At 57.5% G+C, this 18,516-nt stretch carries 16 protein-coding genes; 1 reads left to right on the top strand and 15 read right to left on the bottom strand.

Annotated features, from left to right (window positions below):
* Positions 1–2: 2 nt before the first annotated feature.
* The 9 genes from ABVF61_RS20300 to ABVF61_RS20260 form a co-directional block, all read right to left on the bottom strand.
* Positions 3–503: a cytochrome c-type biogenesis protein gene (locus ABVF61_RS20300; protein ID WP_353995348.1), complete on the bottom strand. Its 501-nt coding sequence runs from the start codon at positions 501–503 to the stop codon at positions 3–5.
* Between the two features lie 4 nt (positions 504–507).
* On the bottom strand, positions 508–2,496 hold the full coding sequence (locus ABVF61_RS20295; RefSeq protein WP_353995347.1) for a heme lyase CcmF/NrfE family subunit: 1,989 nt from the start codon (positions 2,494–2,496) through the stop codon (positions 508–510).
* Positions 2,497–2,525: 29 nt separating this feature from the next.
* Positions 2,526–2,975, bottom strand: coding sequence for a cytochrome c maturation protein CcmE (gene ccmE / locus ABVF61_RS20290; RefSeq protein WP_353995346.1), 450 nt, complete (start codon positions 2,973–2,975; stop codon positions 2,526–2,528).
* Positions 2,976–3,032: 57 nt separating this feature from the next.
* Positions 3,033–4,166 (bottom strand): c-type cytochrome biogenesis protein CcmI, encoded by a 1,134-nt coding sequence (gene ccmI / locus ABVF61_RS20285; RefSeq protein ID WP_353995345.1) that lies wholly within the window; start codon positions 4,164–4,166, stop codon positions 3,033–3,035.
* Between the two features lie 138 nt (positions 4,167–4,304).
* Entirely contained in the window at positions 4,305–5,780 is a 1,476-nt protein-coding gene (locus ABVF61_RS20280; RefSeq protein WP_353995344.1) for a hypothetical protein, read from the bottom strand.
* 108 nt (positions 5,781–5,888) lie between these two features.
* Positions 5,889–6,326, bottom strand: a complete 438-nt coding sequence (locus tag ABVF61_RS20275) for an RT0821/Lpp0805 family surface protein (RefSeq protein WP_353995343.1) — start codon at positions 6,324–6,326, stop codon at positions 5,889–5,891.
* Positions 6,327–6,494: 168 nt separating this feature from the next.
* Positions 6,495–7,922, bottom strand: coding sequence for an ATP-binding protein (locus ABVF61_RS20270; RefSeq protein WP_353995342.1), 1,428 nt, complete (start codon positions 7,920–7,922; stop codon positions 6,495–6,497).
* Positions 7,912–8,580: a response regulator transcription factor gene (locus ABVF61_RS20265; RefSeq protein WP_353995341.1), complete on the bottom strand. Its 669-nt coding sequence runs from the start codon at positions 8,578–8,580 to the stop codon at positions 7,912–7,914. The genes ABVF61_RS20270 and ABVF61_RS20265 overlap by 11 nt, the downstream gene beginning before the upstream one ends.
* A 77-nt stretch (positions 8,581–8,657) precedes the next feature.
* Positions 8,658–8,912 (bottom strand): PepSY domain-containing protein, encoded by a 255-nt coding sequence (locus ABVF61_RS20260; protein WP_353995340.1) that lies wholly within the window; start codon positions 8,910–8,912, stop codon positions 8,658–8,660.
* 275 nt (positions 8,913–9,187) lie between these two features.
* Here ABVF61_RS20260 and ABVF61_RS20255 point away from each other — a divergent pair, with 275 nt between their 5' ends.
* Positions 9,188–9,877, top strand: a complete 690-nt coding sequence (locus tag ABVF61_RS20255; protein WP_353995339.1) for a DUF1194 domain-containing protein — start codon at positions 9,188–9,190, stop codon at positions 9,875–9,877.
* Between the two features lie 4 nt (positions 9,878–9,881).
* On the opposite strand, the gene ABVF61_RS20250 is transcribed toward ABVF61_RS20255, so the two are convergent.
* From ABVF61_RS20250 to ABVF61_RS20225, 6 genes are all read right to left on the bottom strand, one after another.
* On the bottom strand, positions 9,882–11,060 hold the full coding sequence (locus ABVF61_RS20250; protein WP_353995338.1) for a phytanoyl-CoA dioxygenase family protein: 1,179 nt from the start codon (positions 11,058–11,060) through the stop codon (positions 9,882–9,884).
* A 116-nt stretch (positions 11,061–11,176) separates the two neighbouring features.
* Entirely contained in the window at positions 11,177–13,033 is a 1,857-nt protein-coding gene (locus tag ABVF61_RS20245) for a tetratricopeptide repeat protein (RefSeq protein WP_353995337.1), read from the bottom strand.
* 11 nt (positions 13,034–13,044) lie between these two features.
* A complete protein-coding gene (locus ABVF61_RS20240) occupies positions 13,045–13,686 on the bottom strand; it encodes a DUF3540 domain-containing protein (RefSeq protein WP_353995336.1) in 642 nt (213 codons plus the stop codon).
* A gap of 83 nt (positions 13,687–13,769) precedes the next feature.
* Positions 13,770–14,171 (bottom strand): PAAR-like domain-containing protein, encoded by a 402-nt coding sequence (locus ABVF61_RS20235; RefSeq protein ID WP_353995335.1) that lies wholly within the window; start codon positions 14,169–14,171, stop codon positions 13,770–13,772.
* Entirely contained in the window at positions 14,171–15,292 is a 1,122-nt protein-coding gene (locus ABVF61_RS20230) for a pentapeptide repeat-containing protein (protein ID WP_353995334.1), read from the bottom strand. The genes ABVF61_RS20235 and ABVF61_RS20230 overlap by 1 nt, the downstream gene beginning before the upstream one ends.
* Positions 15,285–18,476: a DUF2169 family type VI secretion system accessory protein gene (locus ABVF61_RS20225; RefSeq protein ID WP_353995333.1), complete on the bottom strand. Its 3,192-nt coding sequence runs from the start codon at positions 18,474–18,476 to the stop codon at positions 15,285–15,287. Before ABVF61_RS20225 ends, ABVF61_RS20230 begins: the two co-directional genes overlap by 8 nt.
* Positions 18,477–18,516: the final 40 nt, after the last annotated feature.

Here is an 18,516-nt window from a genome sequence, read left to right as displayed (position 1 = left end):
GCTTAAGCGCTTTCGTCACGGTCGGATTTGTTCAAGAGTGCGCTGAGACGCGCCTCTTCTTCGTCGGAGAGTTTCGAGGGCCCAGCAGCAGACAACTGCCGCATGCGCTGCGATCTCTTGCGAAGCGCAAGGCCAATCGCAATGAGGCCCGCCACCAAAGCGATAGGCCCTGCAGCCCAGAGAAAGAACGTGTGCCAGGCAAATCTCGGTTTCAGAAGAACAAACTCACCGTAGCGCGAGACAAGATAGTCAATCACCTGACCATCGCTGTCTCCGGCGACAAGACGTTCACGCACAAGGACACGCAAATCCTTCGCAAGGGGAGCGTCACTGTCATCAATTGACTGGTTCTGGCACACCATGCAGCGCAGTTCAGCCGAAAGCGCTCGTGCCCTGGCCTCCAAAGCCGGATCTTCCAGGACCTCGTCCGGTGCAACCGCCTGAGCTGGTGCAATCAGCACGGACAAAAGCAGCAACAGGGCGGTCAGACACTTGAGGATCATGTCGCTACTCCGCCGCTGCCGGCTGCGCTGTCTTTCGACGCGACGCCGGTTTCGGGGCACCGATCCGCAACCGGCGATCGGCCATCGAGAAGACCGCGCCGAGAGACATGATCACGCAGCCGATCCAGATCAGCGTGATCAGAGGCTTGAAGTAAACGCGAACGTCGATCGCCCCATCGCCGCGGCTTTCGCCCATGGACAGGTAAATCTGGGAAAACCCGATTGTGTGGATGCCTGCTTCCGTTGTCGGCATTTGCCGCGCCGTATAAACGCGCTTGGACGGATCCAGTTCCGTAACAAGAATGCCGCCCTGGCGGATCGTGAAGTGACCGACTTCCTCCACGTAGTTTGGCCCGCGGCGCGGTGCGGCGCCATCGAAAGTCACCTGGTACCCGGAGACTTCGACTGTGTCGCCCGGTCTCATGGTCTCAATGCGCTCTTCCTGAAAGGCCGAGGCTGTCACAATCCCGAGAACCGTTACGCCGACACCGAAATGCGCGACGACTGTCCCCCAGGCAGAGCCTGGAAGCCCCATAAGACGGGCAAAACCACGTTTCGGGCCGATCTCGAAGAACTTCACACGCGTGACGATTTCCGAAACAGCGCCGGCCATCACCCACACAGCCAGTCCGACACCAAGGGGCGCAAGTACCTTTTCCATGCCCCACAGCCAGAATGTGAACAGCGTGAAGACCAATGCGAGGCCGAACGCTACATAAAGTCTTTGGCTTGCCGCCAGAAGGTCACCGCGTTTCCAGGCCAGGATCGGTCCGAAAGGAACCGTCAGCAGGAGCGGGATCATCAGCGGGCCGAAGGTCAGATTGAAAAACGGTGCTCCAACGGAAATCTTCTCACCGGTGACCGCATCGAGAGCAAGCGGATAAAGCGTTCCGACAAAAACTGCCGCACACGCAGCCGTCAGGAACAGGTTGTTCAAAACCAGCCCGCCTTCCCGGCTGATCGGGGCAAACAGACCGCCCTGTTTCAGCATCGGCGCCCGCCATGCGTAGAGCGCCAAAGAACCGCCGATAAAGAAAATGAGCAGCCCGAGAATGAAGACCCCGCGCGCCGGGTCCGTTGCAAAGGCGTGAACGGACGTCAAAACGCCGGACCGGACCAGGAACGTACCAAGCAGCGACAGCGAGAACGTGAATATCGCGAGCAGCACCGTCCAGACCTTGAGAGCTTCGCGTTTCTCCATAACGATCGCGGAGTGAAGCAGCGCGGTGCCTGCGAGCCAGGGCATGAAGCTGGCATTTTCGACCGGATCCCAGAACCACCAGCCACCCCAGCCGAGTTCGTAGTAGGCCCAGTAGGAGCCCATGGCGATCCCAAGCGTCAGGAAGCACCAAGCAAGAAGGGTCCAGGGACGCACCCAACGCGCCCAGGCAGCATCCGTTCTTCCCAGTATCAATGCGGCAACAGCGAAAGAGAACGTGATGGAAAAACCCACATAACCGACATAAAGGAGCGGTGGATGGATCGCGAGGCCGATGTCCTGCAGGATGGGGTTCAGGTCGGCGCCTTCCAAAGGTGGATTGACCACCCGCGTGAACGGGTTTGATGTCGCCAGCAGAAACAGGATGAAGCCCGCGGTGACCCAGGCCTGAACCGCTAGTGTTGCCGCCTTGAGATCCTTCGGCAAATTGCCGCCGAAGACACCGACAAGCGCGCCGAAAAACACCAGGATGAGTACCCACAGAAGCATTGAGCCTTCGTGATTTCCCCAGACACCGGTGAACTTGTAGATAAAGGGCTTTGCCGAGTGGGAGTTCTGGACAACATTCAGGACCGAGAAATCTGACGTCAGATACGCAACCGTCAGCGCGACAAACGAGATCAGGATCAGCATGAAGAGGGTGACGGAAACCGGAGGTGCCACGGCCATCAGCCTGTCGTCGCCCGTAAGTGCACCCCACAATGGCAAGAAGCATTGCACCAGTGTCAGGGCAAAGGCCAGCACCAGCGCATAGTGTCCCAACTCAACGATCATGTCCGCGTCCTGTCTCTCCCTGAAAGCCGCTAGTTGGCTTCCCCCTCACCACCTTGCCAATGGCCCTGATCCTTGAGGGCTTCGGCTACTTCCTTGGGCATATAGTTCTCATCGTGCTTCGCGAGAACGCTGTCGGCAACAAATGTTCCCTCAGAATTTATGACACCTTCGGTGACAACACCCTGTCCCTCCCGGAACAGATCCGGCAAGATCCCCTTGTAGGTCACCGCAACCGCATTCGCCGTGTCAGTTACCCTGAAGCTCACCTGAGCATTATCCGCTCTCACCACGGAACCTTCCTCGACCAGCCCGCCGAGGCGAATGCGTTGTCCGGCCGGAATGGTCTTTTGCGTGATGTCTGTCGGGCTCTGGAAAAACACGATCTGGTCATTCAGGGCAAACAGGATCAGACCGAGTGCAACGGCGAGCACAGCACCTGCAGATCCGATGAGCGTCAACCTTCTTTGCTTGCGTGTCATTTGCTTCGTCCGGTTAGCGCCTGCGCGAACCGCCGCCCGCCAGGCAATTTTGTCTTATCAGGACCCGCTTAGTCCAAGTGCACTTGCCGTGTCCTTGATCAGGGACAAATCCGAAGGACTTTCCGCATGGGCGGCTTTCGCGGCCGCGAGCGCATCTTCCGCCTTCTGTTGCTCGCCCAAGACGACATAAGCCTGTATGAGCCGGCTCCATTCTCCGGCGCTCCCGCCATCCTCTGCAAGCCGTTCGGCAAGGCCTGATACCATTCCCCTGATCATTTCCTGTCTGTCTTCGGCAGACAAGTCCTGAGCGGCTTCAATGTCCTGTTGCGAAGGTCCGCGCGGCGTTTCCTCACTCTGGCCGTCTGGCTGCAATCCAGCTAGTTGCTGACGCGCCGCCGCCACCCAGGGAGCTGTTTCATCAGCCCCTTCCAGCAGCGTCTCCCAAGCTTGAACCGCAGCTTGCGTGTTGCCTTCCTGACCGAGCGCTATTGCCAGGAAAAAACGCGGCTTCACCGCCGACGGCTCCATGGACACCGCCCTTTCGAAAGCCTGTCTTGCATCCGCAGTGACTAGACCCTGATTGGCCATCGTCAAAGCTTCGCCCATGTCGGTCAGCCAGTCCGGCCGCGGTCCGAGGATACGAATGGCGTTCGCATAGGCCCTGGCCGACGCCTCAGGTTGGCCGCGCGACAGATAGACCGGGGCGATGACCTCCCAACCCTGACCGTCTTCGGGGTTTTCAGCAAGATGACGTTCCACGCGCGCCACCAGAACATCCACCGACTGCCCTTCCGCAGGCGCACTCAGCCGCGCGATGAGCGGCTGATCCGGCTCGTCCGGAGAGCCGAGCGCAAAATAGGTCGCCAAGGCGATGAGAGGTAAAGCAGCAAGCGCCAACGCCTGCGCAGATTTGAGCCGCAAGCCGGACGTTTGCATCCGCGCCTGGCTTTCGCTCTTGTCGTGTGCAGCAAGAAGCCTGCGCGCAATTTCGGTTCTGGCTGCCTCGGCTGCGTCCGGGTCGATCAGGCCGCGTTCCAATTCGATATCGATCGCTGCTAGCTGTTCCTTGTAAACAGCTTCGTCGGCACTGCCGGTCGCGCCTGCCATTGATCTCCCGGCCCTTGCCAGCGGGACAAGAACCGAGAGGGCAGCGACCCCCGTCATAAGTGCGAGTAAAATCCAGAATATCATGGGCGCACAATAGACAGATCAATACAGGCAAATGCAAGACGAATAGGCTGTGACCGGCGGTCGCGGCACTCACTTTCGCGTTGGTTGCATCTGCAAGGCAGTCAACCCCTGGCAACGCGGGATTTGCCGCACACAGGCCTAACCTCGGCCGAAGACGCTCGAGACAAGTTTGCGTTCTGGCGACGCTCCCTGATCCGGTTGTGTGCCGGTAGCCTTCGCAAATGCGGCCTGCCGGCTCCGCCGAAGCTGGGAGGCATAGTCTGCTCCGAAATAAATGTCGGACAACATGATTGCAACATCGACTGCCGCCGCCTGGGCTTCCACCTGCCGGCCGCTCGTCTTGCCAAGATCCGTAATCAAGGACCTCGTGACGATCTCAAGCGTCTGTTCAACGGTCTGGCGTGTCTGTTTACCGATTTCGTTCACGGCGAACGTTTCGGATGCGCTACGGGCCATTGTCACGACGCGAAGCGTTCTGACGGCTTCATCGATGGCATCCTGATTCGGCTTGAGCTTTCCTTCCGCGTCAAACTTTGGAACCTGCAGCGCACGACGAATGGCGCCGTGTGCATTCTTGAGTTCACGCGTGACCTCACCCGAGATGTTCTTCTTGGTCTCCGACAGCCTTTGGTGCCAGCGCCCAGCCAGAGACAGATCCATGTCACGTTCAACACCCCGGACGAGCTTGTGATATTCGGAAAGCGCCTGCGAGAATGCTACCGGATCCGGATTGTTGTTTCTGTGTTCAAGGGCGAGGATCTGAAGCCGTTCTGCTTCGCTCATCACCACATCCACCAACGGCGCGAATTGCGATCCGGCGATGACCTTGGGATCCTGGTCACCTGCCAGACGTCCAGCAAACGTGCAAAGCGCCGACGGTGCATCAGCGCGGTCGACCAGCGCTGCCGCAATCAACGGAAGGTGGTCAGGAAAACGGTTGGTGCACTTGTCGACCAGGCGGAGAACATCGGTGTCCTGTTTGAGCCGGTGCTCATTGATGTTTTCGGGAATACTCTGCAAAAACGGCACAAGCCAACGCTCGGCTGCAAAGATTTTTTCAATGTCCCGAAGCTCGGCAATCCCCCGCTCACCACCAAGTTCGACCCCTATGAGGCGGCGATCCTTTTCAGAGATTTCGCTTTTGCTCAGCGCCTCACCGATTGCTTCAACTGCGCGGCTCCTGAGCGCCTGTATCAGGGCATCGACCCGCTCGCCTCTCACGGTGGCGTCGCCTGCCTGATCGAGAACCGTCTTGACCTCATTCGGAATGACGTCCCTGGCAAGCCAGTTCCAGACCCGGTCAAGCATATTGCGGTTGATCCGCCCCTCCTGCCTGTTGGGAAGGGTTTCCGCGATCAGGAAGTCGTTCAGCGGCGAGAAGAAAAGGCGTTGTACCTGTGCCCGGCGGAACGCGCCACCTGGCGCATCCGTGGCAAGCGGCTGCGGCTTGCGGACCAGAGCTACCGCAGCAGTGAGAATCAGATTGAGATGCGGGTCTGCGCTTTTCTGCCCTTGAGACTTTTCCAATTTCTTGACCAAAGCCTCAACCGCGTTCGGACTGAGACTGCTCAGGTAGGTCTTAATTTTGCTCTCAAGCTCGTTCGAATATGTCATTCAGCGGGTCAGAATCGCGATGCAGATTCGACAGATGATACCCGCACAAGCATTAAGCAATTGTTGAGAATAAATTCAGTGCCTTCAAAGACTTTGTAAAAGCGACGACTAGCCGATCACAAGCCATTCACCGCGGCCTGACTCGCATGCCGTTCCACGCGCCTGCAACGTTTGACCACGCAGAACCATTTCATGGGTAAACTCGCGGCACTTCGTTTCGTTGACCGTGTAGATCGGCCCTGGACGGACCTGACCGCTGCGTCCGGTCCGGTCATTCTGCCAGCCGACCGAAACACCGACACCTCGTGCACGCAACGCACGGGTTTGCGCGTCTTCGGCTGCGCGGCGATCCGTCGGATCAAGCGCATCTCCAAATTCATTGTTCACGAGAACGGATATCGCCGTATTCGCCTCCGAGCCCGCAACATTCGCACTGGGATCACCGAAGAACGACCCGACACCAGTGGAGCTCGTGTTCCCGGATGTCAGCGAACATCCCGCCAGAAGAGTGGCAAGGGCAACACATGTGGCGTTCCGCAAGCGCATGCTTGGAAGCTCCCGTAGGCATGAAAACCGGGTGAAACCCGAAGACGAAGCAGTGATATTTTCAATTTGTGGCCGAACTTGGCCGAGGGAACGTCTTTTCCTTGCTCTCTCCGCTCCAGAGTAACATACCCGGCCGGTACTGGTCGCGCCAATTGTGCCGGCAATCCCCTATTCAGCTGTCAGGGCCGGCAGCACCAGCGTCGCTTTCAAACCTCCGAGAGCCGAACTTTCCAGTTGGAGCGTCCCGCCATAAAGCGCAGCCAGATCGGCAACAATCGAGAGCCCAAGACCCGTACCCGGCACAGTTTCATCAAGACGCCGGCCGCGTTTAACCGCTTCTGCGCGCTGTTCCGGTGACAGGCCCGGACCGTCATCTTCGACTGTGAGCGCAAGCATTTCACGATTGGTTGCCTGGTCACTTTTTCGCACAACCGCCACGGCGACGCGCGATGAGGCCCATTTGCAGGCATTATCGATCAGGTTCCCGCTCATTTCCTCCAGATCCTGACTTTCACCGCGAAAGCGCAGTTCGCCTGTCTGATCGAAATCCACCCTGATTCCCTTGTCCTGATAGATTTTTCCCATCGCGCGAATCAACCGGGCAAGAATCGGTTCTGTCTCACATGACACACCGATCACCCTGCGCTGCGCGGCCATCCGCGCCCGTTCAAGATGATGCTGGATCTGTGTGGACATGATTTCCGACTGCTCGGCCACTTTCTCCGCCAATTGGCCTTCGGACGCACGCGCCTCATTTGAAATGACTGACAGAGGTGTCTTCAGTCCGTGTGCAAGGTTGCCGACATGCGTGCGGGCTCTCTCCACAATTTCCTTGTTGGAGACGATCAGTGCATTCAACTCAACGGCAAGCGGAGCAATCTCACCAGGCAGAGCTTCATCAATCCGCTCAGCTTCGCCAAGGCGAACCGCGGAAAGGGATGCCCGTAACCTCGTGAGCGGCTTGAGACCGAACCTGACCTGGAGGAAAATCGCCAATATCAAGCCAACGCCGACGATGCAGAGCGTCAACGTCACCATTCGCGAAAACTCGGCAATATCTGCCCAAAAACCCGCTGTCGCCGCGCCGACCGCTATCACGTAAGGCTCTTCGCCAATCGAAATCCGTTGCTGAAGAACGCGCACTTCGTCCTCGGTCGGGCCGGCAATAAATCCAGCGCTGCTCTCCTGATCCGCGATTGGTGGCGCATTCAGCGGATCGCCGACCAGCGATTCGGAGGCATACAATATGCTTGGACTGCTGGCGCGGCGCACTGTCCAGTACCAGCCGGAAAGCGGCAGCGAAAATCGCGGGTCTCCCCGGTAGGCCGGCGCCCTGACGGCCTGAAAGGCCGCATCGGCGTCGGCATTCGGCCCGGTTTCGATCATTTCGGAAATGAGCGCCTTGATATGGATTTCGAGTTGCGCGTCGAACGCGCGTTCACTTGCGCTCTGATAGAGGCTGACAAGGAATACGCCAGCCAGCGCAAGTGCGATCGTCGACCAGAGCGCCGCGACAAACACCAGCCGTGTTGCAAGCGATCTCTGTGGCTTGCCTGATGACTTTCCTCCGGCAGGTGCGTCCGGTTCAGTCGTCACTGGCCTCTCCGAGGCGGTAACCGAGACCTCTGATGGTTTCGATCATGTCGGAACCTATTTTCTTGCGCAATCTGCCGACGAAAACCTCGACCGTGTTGGAATCCCTGTCAAAGTCCTGATCGTAGAGATGTTCGGTCAATTCGGTGCGCGAAATCACCTTGCCCTGGTGATGCAACAGGTAGGACAAGAGGCGGTATTCGTGCGAGGTGAGTTTGATCGGATTGCCGTCAACCGTGACCCGCCCTGCCCGGAGATCCAGCCGGACAGAACCGCAGGTCAATTCGTTGGAGGCATGCCCTGCGGCGCGGCGTACGAGCGCGCGCACACGTGCAAGGACTTCCTCCATGTGAAAAGGTTTGGCGACGTAGTCATCCGCTCCGGCGTCAATGCCTGCGACCTTGTCGGACCAGCGGTCCCTTGCCGTCAAAATCAGGACAGGCATGGTCCGCCCATCCCGTCGCCAGTTCTCCAGAACCGAAAGACCGTCCAGCGTCGGCAAGCCGAGATCCAGCACCACCGCATCATATGGTTCCGTATCGCCCAGAAAATGCCCATCCTCGCCATCGCTCGCACTGTCGACGACATAACCGGCTTCTTCCAGCGCGGAAACGAGCTGACGGTTCAGGTCTGAATCATCTTCTACGACGAGTATTCGCATGAGAACCAACTTTTTAATTGATCGGACATAACGCAGCTTTTTGGGCAGACGGCCAAAGATGGCAGTGTTGATAGCAGCTACCGGCTGGCATTGACTGTGACTTTCGTCACCTTGCCACCCTTGAGCACCGAGAGGACATAGACGTAACCGCCGCCCTGCTGGCAGAGCTGGGCCTTGACGATTTCCCCTCCGGCGCGGCCGGCAACCGAACCCAGTGGTGCGGCCTTGCCACTGGCCACGACCTGCCGTGCCTGGGACTGGGACAGGCATGCTGCTTCGGCGGGCAGAACCGCTGCAAAAGTCAAAAGCAAAAAGGCGAAGATCTTTTTCACGTTGCCTGTTCCGATTGTTTATCACCTTGCCAGAGTTGTTATGATCTTGTGGTGCGAAATACCGAACAGTATTAAGCGTTTCAAACCCTGGCGACTGGTGCAAGGTGTAATCAATTTTTCCTGAACGCAAGCTGAACCGGGCATTTAGATTCAGTTTCACAAGGTTACTAACGCCAGTGTGTCTTTGCCGCTATTGAGCGAGCTGGTAAGCTCGCTCGATGTTCGGGCCGTTCTTTCAGCATCTCAAGAAAAGTGCACCTTGCCTTGCACCTTGCGTGACGAAATGGGCTTGTTGCACCTCCGGGCTGATCCTGGCACTGACCGCTTTGTTCCCCCAGCCTGCAGCAGCGTGTTCTCTGTCGCTTGTCCTGGCTATGGATGGTTCGTCGAGCGTCGATCATCTCGAACACGATCTTCAACTCAACGGGCTGGCAGATGCGCTCAGTGATCCGGAGGTCGTTGCGGCAATCGAAGCGGTCGGCGGCATCTGGGTCATGAGTTTTGAATGGAGCGGACAGAGGCAACATTTTCTCCAGTTTGCCTGGCAATATCTGGAAGATGCGGAAAGCGCGGAAAAGGCTGCCAATGCGTTGCGAAAGGCACGCCGTGGCTTCATAGGTTTTCCAACCGCAATTGGCTACGCCCTGAGCTATGCCTCCATCCAGATGAGCCGGGCGCCGGAAAACTGCACGCGCAAGGTAATCGATGTTGCGGGAGACGGCATCAACAACGATGGATACCCACCTTCGAGTGCTTACAAGGCCTTTGATTTCGAGGGTGTTACGGTCAATGGGCTGGTTATCGCCGGCGAAGATGCCTCGCCGATCCAGTACTACCGGCAACATGTCATCAGTGGCCCGGGCGCCTTTATCGAGATCGCTGAAGACTACGACGATTACGCACGCGCAATGAAGCGCAAGCTCATCCGCGAAATCATCGGCAACGGCTATGCGTCCGCCGAGTAAGAGGTCAGGCAGACCGGCGCCGTTCCTGCGCTTCCAGAGCCTTTGCAAAGTCTTCCTTGGAGCACCTTTCTTCGAGAGATCTTAGAAACAGTTGCTTCTGCGTTTCCGGTGCCAGGCCACCGATCGGCGGATCCGTATCCAGATTGGTCGGGAACGAATAGCCCTCGGCGCATGCTGAGACCGCTGCTTCGATAAGGGCCGATGACCATGTGCCTGCCTGGCGTTTTTTCAGCAACACCGGATAAAGCGCGTTGCACATGGCTTTTCTGTCCAAAGTTTCCATTGCACGACAGAACGCGGACGACACCTGTAGAAGATTGGCAAGACGCTGAATTCCGCTGCTCCTGTTTTCCCCCGCAGCATGAAAAAGTGCAGGATTGAAGAAAAGTGCGTCGCCCTTGCGCAAGGGGAGCTGCACGCAGGCTGTTTCAAAGAAATCACTGAACTCCGCCTGCCGATAGGCCATGTAGCCGGGCCTGTATAATTGCGAAAACGGCAACAGTTTTGTCGGGCCGCTTTCCACTGGCATGTCAGTGTGCGCAATGGCACCTTGCAGCGTCATGACCGGAGACAAGTCATGCACATGGGCAGGATAGCCGGCGCACGTTTCTGCAGTCTGGAAACCAAGATGATAGTCCCGGTGCGCCCGTTGCGCCGCACCGCCCGGCCTGACAAGGTTGACCTGCGACGTCATCTGATAATTCGGCCCGAGCCAGGCTTCACAAACGGCGTCCACTGCGAGATTGGAGAAGCAGGCTGCGAAGACATCAGGTTCTCTGAGGCAGAGTTTTTGGAGCGAATTCCAAACGCGATCATTCGCGCCTGCGGCCGCGAAGTGATCCGCACCCCCTCCCGCTGCATTCTTCTCTTCCATAATGATTTGCTGGAAAACGGCCGCAGCCTTGTCGAGAGGCGTAGTGTCTGAATAAGCTCCTGAAAGCACCAGAACGCCTGATCCATCCTTGAGCACGCGTGCCCACTCGGCCATGAGCCGCCGACGCCCCTCCTCAGCGGCGAGCATGTGCTCTATCGCCGCGACGTCATATATGGGGATATTGGTTTCAACGCGATCCGCGTAGGGCACAGAGCCATCCGATAGGCGCTGGCTGACAAGTCTTTTAAAATCATCGAGACGACAGCTTTGCGCGTCAAAAAATCCGTCCGGTATGACATGCTGATCCATAGACATTCCTCCTCTACGCCAACACTCGGTAGAGAGTACCGGTTTGGCGTGTCGGGAGGACGCGAAAATCAATCAGGAATCCATCAAACGCGATGTCACTTGAATGCTCGCACCGGTTAGAGATGCGGCGTCATTCCGGATTTTATCTGCTGAGCCACCATTGGCATGACCAGCGACCAATGCTCAGTCCGCGGAGCGCGAATAACATCGATGCTCGGATACCAGATGCTCTTTCCGTCTTCCGCATGCCAGTACCAGGGCGCGATATGTTCGACCAGGGCAAGCCCCGGTGTTCCGGCGGCTCCAGCCGCATGCAGGACAAGTCCGTCGGGCCCGACGACAACGTCCAGCACCTGCAGCAAGGCAGCAAGATCATCCAGGTTCTGAAAGTGCTTGCCCGCATCTATGATGCCGGAATGCCCCTGAAGCTGTGACCTGCCTTGATCCCAGATCGTGCTGACCAGTGTCCCGGGCGTCGTCGGAAGAGCCTTCAACAGGGGATCCAATGCCAGGCCTGTCGGTGTTTCGTTCCACGAAATCCCGATCCACGGCCGTGGAAACTCCTCAAGGGCGCGCCGCCATTTGTGAAGATCCTGTTCGAGAGCGGGCAAATACGGTTCCGAGTGCAGACCACCGCGGATCACCGCCGGCACCCCAAGAAGACGCGAAACGGGCACGGCATGCGAAAACGCTGTCTTCGCGCCGTGTTCTTCGCTCGTGTCGTTTGCCAAATAGTTCCGATAGCCCAGGAGGCCCGCCAATTGCGCCAGGCCGGACGGCCCAACAACCGGTGTATCAAAGCCGCGCGCAGTCTTGCCGATGAACCTTGCCATGACCATGAATTCAAGAGTGTTTAGCCCTGGATCGATCACCATCGCGGTTTTATCGAGCCGATCCCTCAAGGTCTCATGATCGATACTCTCTGCGACGGAGATACCCAAGCAGGTGCCAACGGTTTCGCTCAGGATGGGCGGCACTTTTTCAAGCTCGCCAGCCGACAGATACGCGTCGTGCAGAAGATTGACGAGGCGCGCCCTGACGGCAGGTTCGAGTGGCTCCCCACCGTTGAGCAGCGGTTCCAACAGTTGCATCGTCTTCGCCGGCTGGCCTGCCAGCCGATAGGCGGCTCCCAGCGTCAGTATGGCATCGACGCGGTTTTCGGCCGCTTTTGCAACAGGCGCAAATTCCTTCAGCGCATCGGCAGCCTCGCCAAGTTTTGCCCTTATGCTGATCTGACAGAGCCATGCTGGCATTGCGGTCGGGTAGAGTGCGATGGCCCGGTTTGCGATGCGCCTGGCCTCTGACAGCAAACCTGTTGCCGCACTGTTGTCTGCCAAGCCGATCAGGTGCTCCAGATTGGACGGGTCCTGCAAATGTGCTGTTTCCAGAAAGGGCGTGGCTTTCGCATGGTCACCCAAAGCGGTCAGAATGCGCCCAACAAGCGCATTGGCAGGCGCATCCAGCGGCGAAAGGTCGTGCGCTTCCTGCGCAAGGAGCAAAGCAGGTCCGAAAAGGCCGTGTTTGAAATAAAGGTTTGCGATGCCCGCCAGTATCTGCGGATCCTGCGTGCGCGCACGCACCTTGTTGAGCAAATCCTCGACCTCGAACACCCTGCCCTGGCTGGCAAGACGTTCAGACTTCAGCAGCACAGCCTGAATGTGAAACGGGTCAAGTGCCAGTGCATGGTCGACCAGGCGTTCCGCCTCTGTCTCATCCCCGGAAAGGAGACCAACTTTTGCTGCAAGGGTCAGAAGGCCCGGATCCTGCCCGCTCAGTGAAGCCCCTTTCAAAAGGAGTGCTTGCGCCGCTTCCAGGTCGCCGCCCGCCAGGCGCGCTTCTACCAATCCGGAAAGCGCTTCGACGTTTCCAGGTGCGACATCCAGCACGCTTTCGAACAGAAGCACCGCGTTGTCGTGCCTGCCGGCTGCTGCATGATCGCGTGCCGCTTTCAACCTGTCATCTACCAACAGCATGATACTTCCCGTCACCCGACGCTGACGCGCTTCGCATCAAGGCGCACGTCTTCTTCCGCGGTGATCATGGAAATATCGCTGTTCTGGGTTGCGACACCGTCGATGTTCTGTACCAGGATTCCCGCTTTCAGCGTCTCCGTTTCCTTGATCGCGCTGCTGCGGCTTTGAGCTGTCGTGGTTACCGTTCGCGCATTCAGGATCTTGTCGACGCAGGTTTCGAACGCACGGCTGAAGTTGTTGATCAGCTGTTTGCCCGTTTGTGTGACGGTATCGGCAATGACATGCATCCGGCGTGCACTGACGTTAATGTCCGGGGCTGAAAGTGCGAGTTTGCCGTTTGCTTTTAGGGCAATGTCCTTGGCATCGGGGACGCTCACTTCGGCAACCACAGATGCCTTGCGCGCCAGGACCGAAAGAAGGAAAGCCTGCTCAGGCCCCCGATAGACAAGAACCGTGTCGCCTATGACAGGAGCAAGCAGACAGCTCGTCGCCTGAACTGCATGGATCCGCTCGCCACCGGGCAGCGTCACCATCGCTTCCTGCGCGGTCGCGAGCGCCACCACTTCACCTGTTTCAAGTCCAGCAGCATCGGATTGCGGTGTGTATTGCTGTCTTACGGATGTTTGCGTTTGCGGATTTTTCTTATCTGTCATGAGCGCTACGTTTTTCATTCTTCATTTGCGTCGTGGATTTGTCGAAGCCGTTTACGCGGTTCAGGCAGCGGTGATCCAGTCCGTCAGCTCAAACACATCAACTTGACCTGTGACGGTGAAATGGTCGCGCCAACCGAATTTGGTGACAGGCCATTTTGCGCCGTCGGATCCGTGAGCGCGCGGGTCGCCGGCATGCACTGGAAAAACACCTTAAACGAACCGATGATGTTCCGGCTGTTCGAACAGACCATCCCGGACGCAACCCCCGGTCCCGGTCCACTTATGGTCACCGGCGCAACGTTTGTCATATTGTGAACCGGCATGCACGAGACGAGCATACGAAAACAGGTCGGAATTTCGGTCGCACGATAGCCCATGGAAACCATGGGAACCGGAACAGGGCCCGCCGGTGTCGTCTGCAGGTAAACGTCAGGAGCGGCAAAATCCATGCCGGGAAGCGGCCCCTGGGTGTTCGCAAATGGCATTAGACTGTTCCTCTGCTTGCAGTGGTTTCGCCATCGAGGGCGACTTTGTCCGTTCGGTAGAGTTCCGCGACAAGACGGTCCGTATCGGTTTCTATCCGTCTGCCTGATGTACCTGCGAAAGCGGTTTGTTCTGTCTTAGCGGCATGAAATTTTGCGTTTGCCAGACTGCTGGACGCAAAAGATGTGGCGGAAACATCCGCGTGCGAAAACTCGGCCTGGTTCAAATCGCTCCGCTCAAAAAGTGCAGCCCGGCAGTCGGTTTCCAGAAAAACAGCCGAGAACAGGGCCGAATTGTTCAAGGATGCCCCCTTGAGGCTTGCACCGGCAAAATTCGCCATGGAAAGACGGCTGCCGGACAGATCAACGCCATCGAGACGGCTCTTTGTGAAACCGGTGGTGTTCGCGGTCACGCCCTTCAGGCTTGCGCCCTCAAAATCGCACTCGGCAAATACGGAGGCGCTCAGGTCTGCACCGTTGAAATTTGTGCCCTTGAATGTCGCCTGATGGAACGTGCAATGCTGCCAGGACTGGCCGGACAAATCATGGCCCGACAGATCCGCTTCCGCGAACAAAGCGATGTCGACAAAAACACCAGACAGGTCCACAGGCCGCAAGTCGGCGTCGGTCAGCATAAAGTTTGACAAAACGGCATTTTTCAATCGAACGCCACTTATCGGAGACCCGAGAACAACCGCCCGGTAAAAGGCGCTGTTTGAAAAGTCGGCATTTTCAAGTTTCGTTTGCGCAATCGACACTTCTTCGAACGTACTGCTTTCAAAGTCGGCATTGGTCGCGTCACAGGCAACAAGTTGCAGCCGCCCGGCATGCGTATCCTTCATCGTGGCGCCATTCATTTCGCAGCTTACGATCTGGGTATTCGTCAGATTGCAGCCTTCGAATTTCGCTTCTGTCAGAACGCAAGACACGATCTGGGCATCGCTGAGATCTGCTCCGGTAAAATCGCAGCCGGCAAGGTTGCAGTCGATGAAGCGAATTCCCGAAAGATCCATGCCCTGAAAAGACAATTTCTCTGCATCCCTGAGCATCACGGGTTGCTCATGTTCGCGAAATGCCTGCACATCTTCACGCGAAACAGGTTTTCTGCCGGGCTGCTTAGGCATGTGCGGCACCTCCCAACATCGTCATGCCAAGGTTGGCGCCGGACAGATCGCATCCTGCCAGCTTCGCGTCCATCAGGTCCGCTGCGAAAAGATTGGCTCCGCGCATTGAGCAACCCCGCAAATCCGCTGCGGTCAATGCGGCCATGAACAGATTAGCGCCAAAGAAGTCGCTGCCTGCGAATGTCGAGCGTCCGAATAGCGTGTTGTGAAACGAGGCCAGGCGAAAGTCGTTGGCTTCCAGGTCGCAAGCGTTGAAAAAACAAGCGTTACCGTTTGCCCGCAAGAAGCAGCACGCCTGCATCCTGGCTGAGTTGAACGAACTGTCGACAGCTTCAAGAGCATCGAATCTGGACCCCGTCAGATCACAGCCGCCCATGAACCCGACGGATTTCCATTTTCCCTTCCTGAAATTCGATTTCCGGGCAGGAACTTCCATGAAACCGATCCGCTCCAGATCGCAGCCAGACAGATCCATGGTGTTCATCTGAAGCATGATGAACATCGTGCGCAGTAGCCGGGAGTCCGGCGCGGCAAAACCCTCGGCGCTGCCGGACAAGAACTGGCAATCGGTCAGCCGGCTCGCGCCAAGTGCGACATTGTCAAGCTTTGCCTCAATGAAACGCACTTTATCCAGGGTCACATCGATGCCTGTACTCTGCGAAAAGTCGGATTGAAAAATGACAAGATCGTGCAGTTTGGTACCATCGAGGCGCACGCCTCTTGCGCTCACCTTGCTGAGATTGGCCCTGCTGAGGTCAGTCCGGGAAAGATTGGCACCATCGAGCGTCGCACCTGCGAAAACGGCTCCAGACAGGTCGCATCCCGAAAAGCGCGCTCCCGTCAAATCGGCCTGTTCAAAGAACGTGCCGCGCAAATCCATCCCGCTGAAGTCGACCTCGCGAAGATCCGCTCCGGCCAGGTCAGCTCCCTTGAAATCATGCTTTTCGGCGAGCTTTTCTGCAATCAGGATGCCCAAACGCTCCGCAACGGCCTCCGGTAACGTATCAAGGGGGAAGAGCGGTGTCGGAGAGTTCTGCCGCGCGACAGTCATATTCTCGTCGAGCAGTTCGTCTGCCTCGTTTAACCGGTCCATGGCGGTCGCCATCATCGAATGCGACGATGCATCCGGCGCCTGGTTTTCTGCAGAGGGAAAGCCGTTCGCATCGAGTGACTTGCCATGGCGCAGCAACGCGTCGACCATCTCGCCGCGCTTGCCATTTGTCTGACTGAGGCCCGAAGGTTCCTCTTGAATGCTACCGCCTTCCCGTTCGGGGGCTGAAAGCAACAGACCGGGAGCAGCGCGTGCATCAGTTGAGGCGTCGGTAGCTGGCGACGACAGCTCTGCCAAGAGGACATCGAACTGATCCTCAACACCGGTCTGCGGCTCATGATCTCCTGTATCGAGCGTGTCGAGCCCAGACAAATCCGTTTCCTGCAATGCGGTTCTGAAGTCTGCAAGAATATTGCCCTCAGGCTGCTTCAAAGCCCTCGCAACAGCCTTCTTGAATGTGCTTTCAATTTCTTCCGTGGACTGTTTGTCGTTCGGACCGAACAGGGCATCGAGCGTCCGAGCGGCACTGTCGTTGATGTCGCTGTCGTTTCCGATCCCTGATGCAATGCCTGTTTCGTCTCGGTCCTTCAAGGAAGACAATCCAGCCATGATCTGTTTCAGACTGTCGACGATTTCCGGATCCAGTTGGACATTCGGGTATTTTTCAACCAATGCTTCTTCGGCGATCGGCTTGAGCATGTTTGGCGTTGCACGCTCCCTCGGAATTGCCTCAATCAGCATTCTGCGCTGCAATTCCGCCCGAACCATCTCGTGGTCACGCTTTTCCAAGAGTGCGTCTTCCACCTCCTTGACCTCGTCAAGCAGGGCGGCGATATCCACTTCGCCGTTTTCCATTTCCTCCCGCGTCGGCTGCGCGACAAGGGGGATGTCGTCCATGATCTGTGTATCACGCGGGGGGAAAAGGTCGCCCGGAAGACCTTCGTCCTCGAGCATTTTGGCCGTTGCCCAATTCTGGTTGGCCACAAATCTTTCGCGATCGGCAGCCGCTTTCTCGAGCTTGCGCTTGCGTCTTTCGCTGAGGATTCTCGGATCGGCTTGCGGCATCAACTGGTAGTCCGCGAGCGCATATTTGTGCGCTTCGGTCTTTGATCTACGTTTCTTGTAGACATCAACGTAGTAAGCCGGATCCCGGCGCGCGGTGTCCGTTTCTTCGAGCGCCAGCATGATCGCAGCAATATCCTGGGCAAACCTGTCCTGCGCCCGGATGAGACCCCGGAATGTCAGCGTCGCTTTTTGAACATTCGGAAAAAGCGTTACGGTGTCGCACCGCATCACAGTCTCCGCGAGATCTTCACTTTGCTCCAGCTGATAAAAGCAACGCGCGGTAAGTCGTGGAATTTGCCCACCAACCGAAGGCGTGCCGCGCGACATACCGGCGATCGCAAAAGTTTCTCCGCCTTCGAAGAAGCCGTCGAAACGCTGGTCTGTCGGAGCGTCGCAGTTGTAGAGAGGATTGAAATCGTCCGGTTTTAAGGGCGAGACATTGTCGACCCAGTGTTGATCATATGTTCCAAGCAGTTGCAGACGCGCGGCGTCGTCCGGAGCGATAGGGCCCAAGAAGGCCGGATGCAGCTGATCTTCATGAGACTTGATCAGGCGGTTTGCGTTTTCAACATTCGGGAGAGGCGCCGGCAAACCCGCTTCAAGCAACTGCCTCGCGCCAAAACCTTTGCCACGCTGATTGAGCAGGTAACCAGGCCCACCGAAAGCCTGTTGATCGCCAACAGGCATCTCCAGAAACGGGACCGGGCGGCTCATGCGCACACCCTCTTCGGTGCGCTGCCAGAAACGGTCACCAAAAACGGCCAGCTGTTTTTCAAAAGCACCGAATTGCGCCGTGACACGGATCGCATCGATGGGATCGTCCGTTGGCGAAAGTGCACAGCCCGCGATGATAAGATCGCCTTTCGGCTTCGGCTGTCCACGGTCGAATATCGCCTGGTTCGGCATCTGGTCCGCCACCATCGGCCAAAGCGCCTGCTCCGTCAGGAGCCGGCCCGGTTCGGCGAAATCAAAAAGGATGTATGCTGAGACTGTTGTCAGAGCGCCGTCTCGCGTTGGCTCGGTCTGGTGTGCGACCGAAACTCTGGACGGCTTAATGATAGCAGGCAAAAACCATCTTCCTCATCAGGGGCGTGCGCTTTGTCCTAGC

Source organism: Roseibium sp. HPY-6, assembly GCF_040530035.1.
Lineage (GTDB): Bacteria > Pseudomonadota > Alphaproteobacteria > Rhizobiales > Stappiaceae > Roseibium.
Note: the sequence above shows the minus strand (reverse complement) of the source record. Positions and strands in the feature narration are given on the sequence as shown.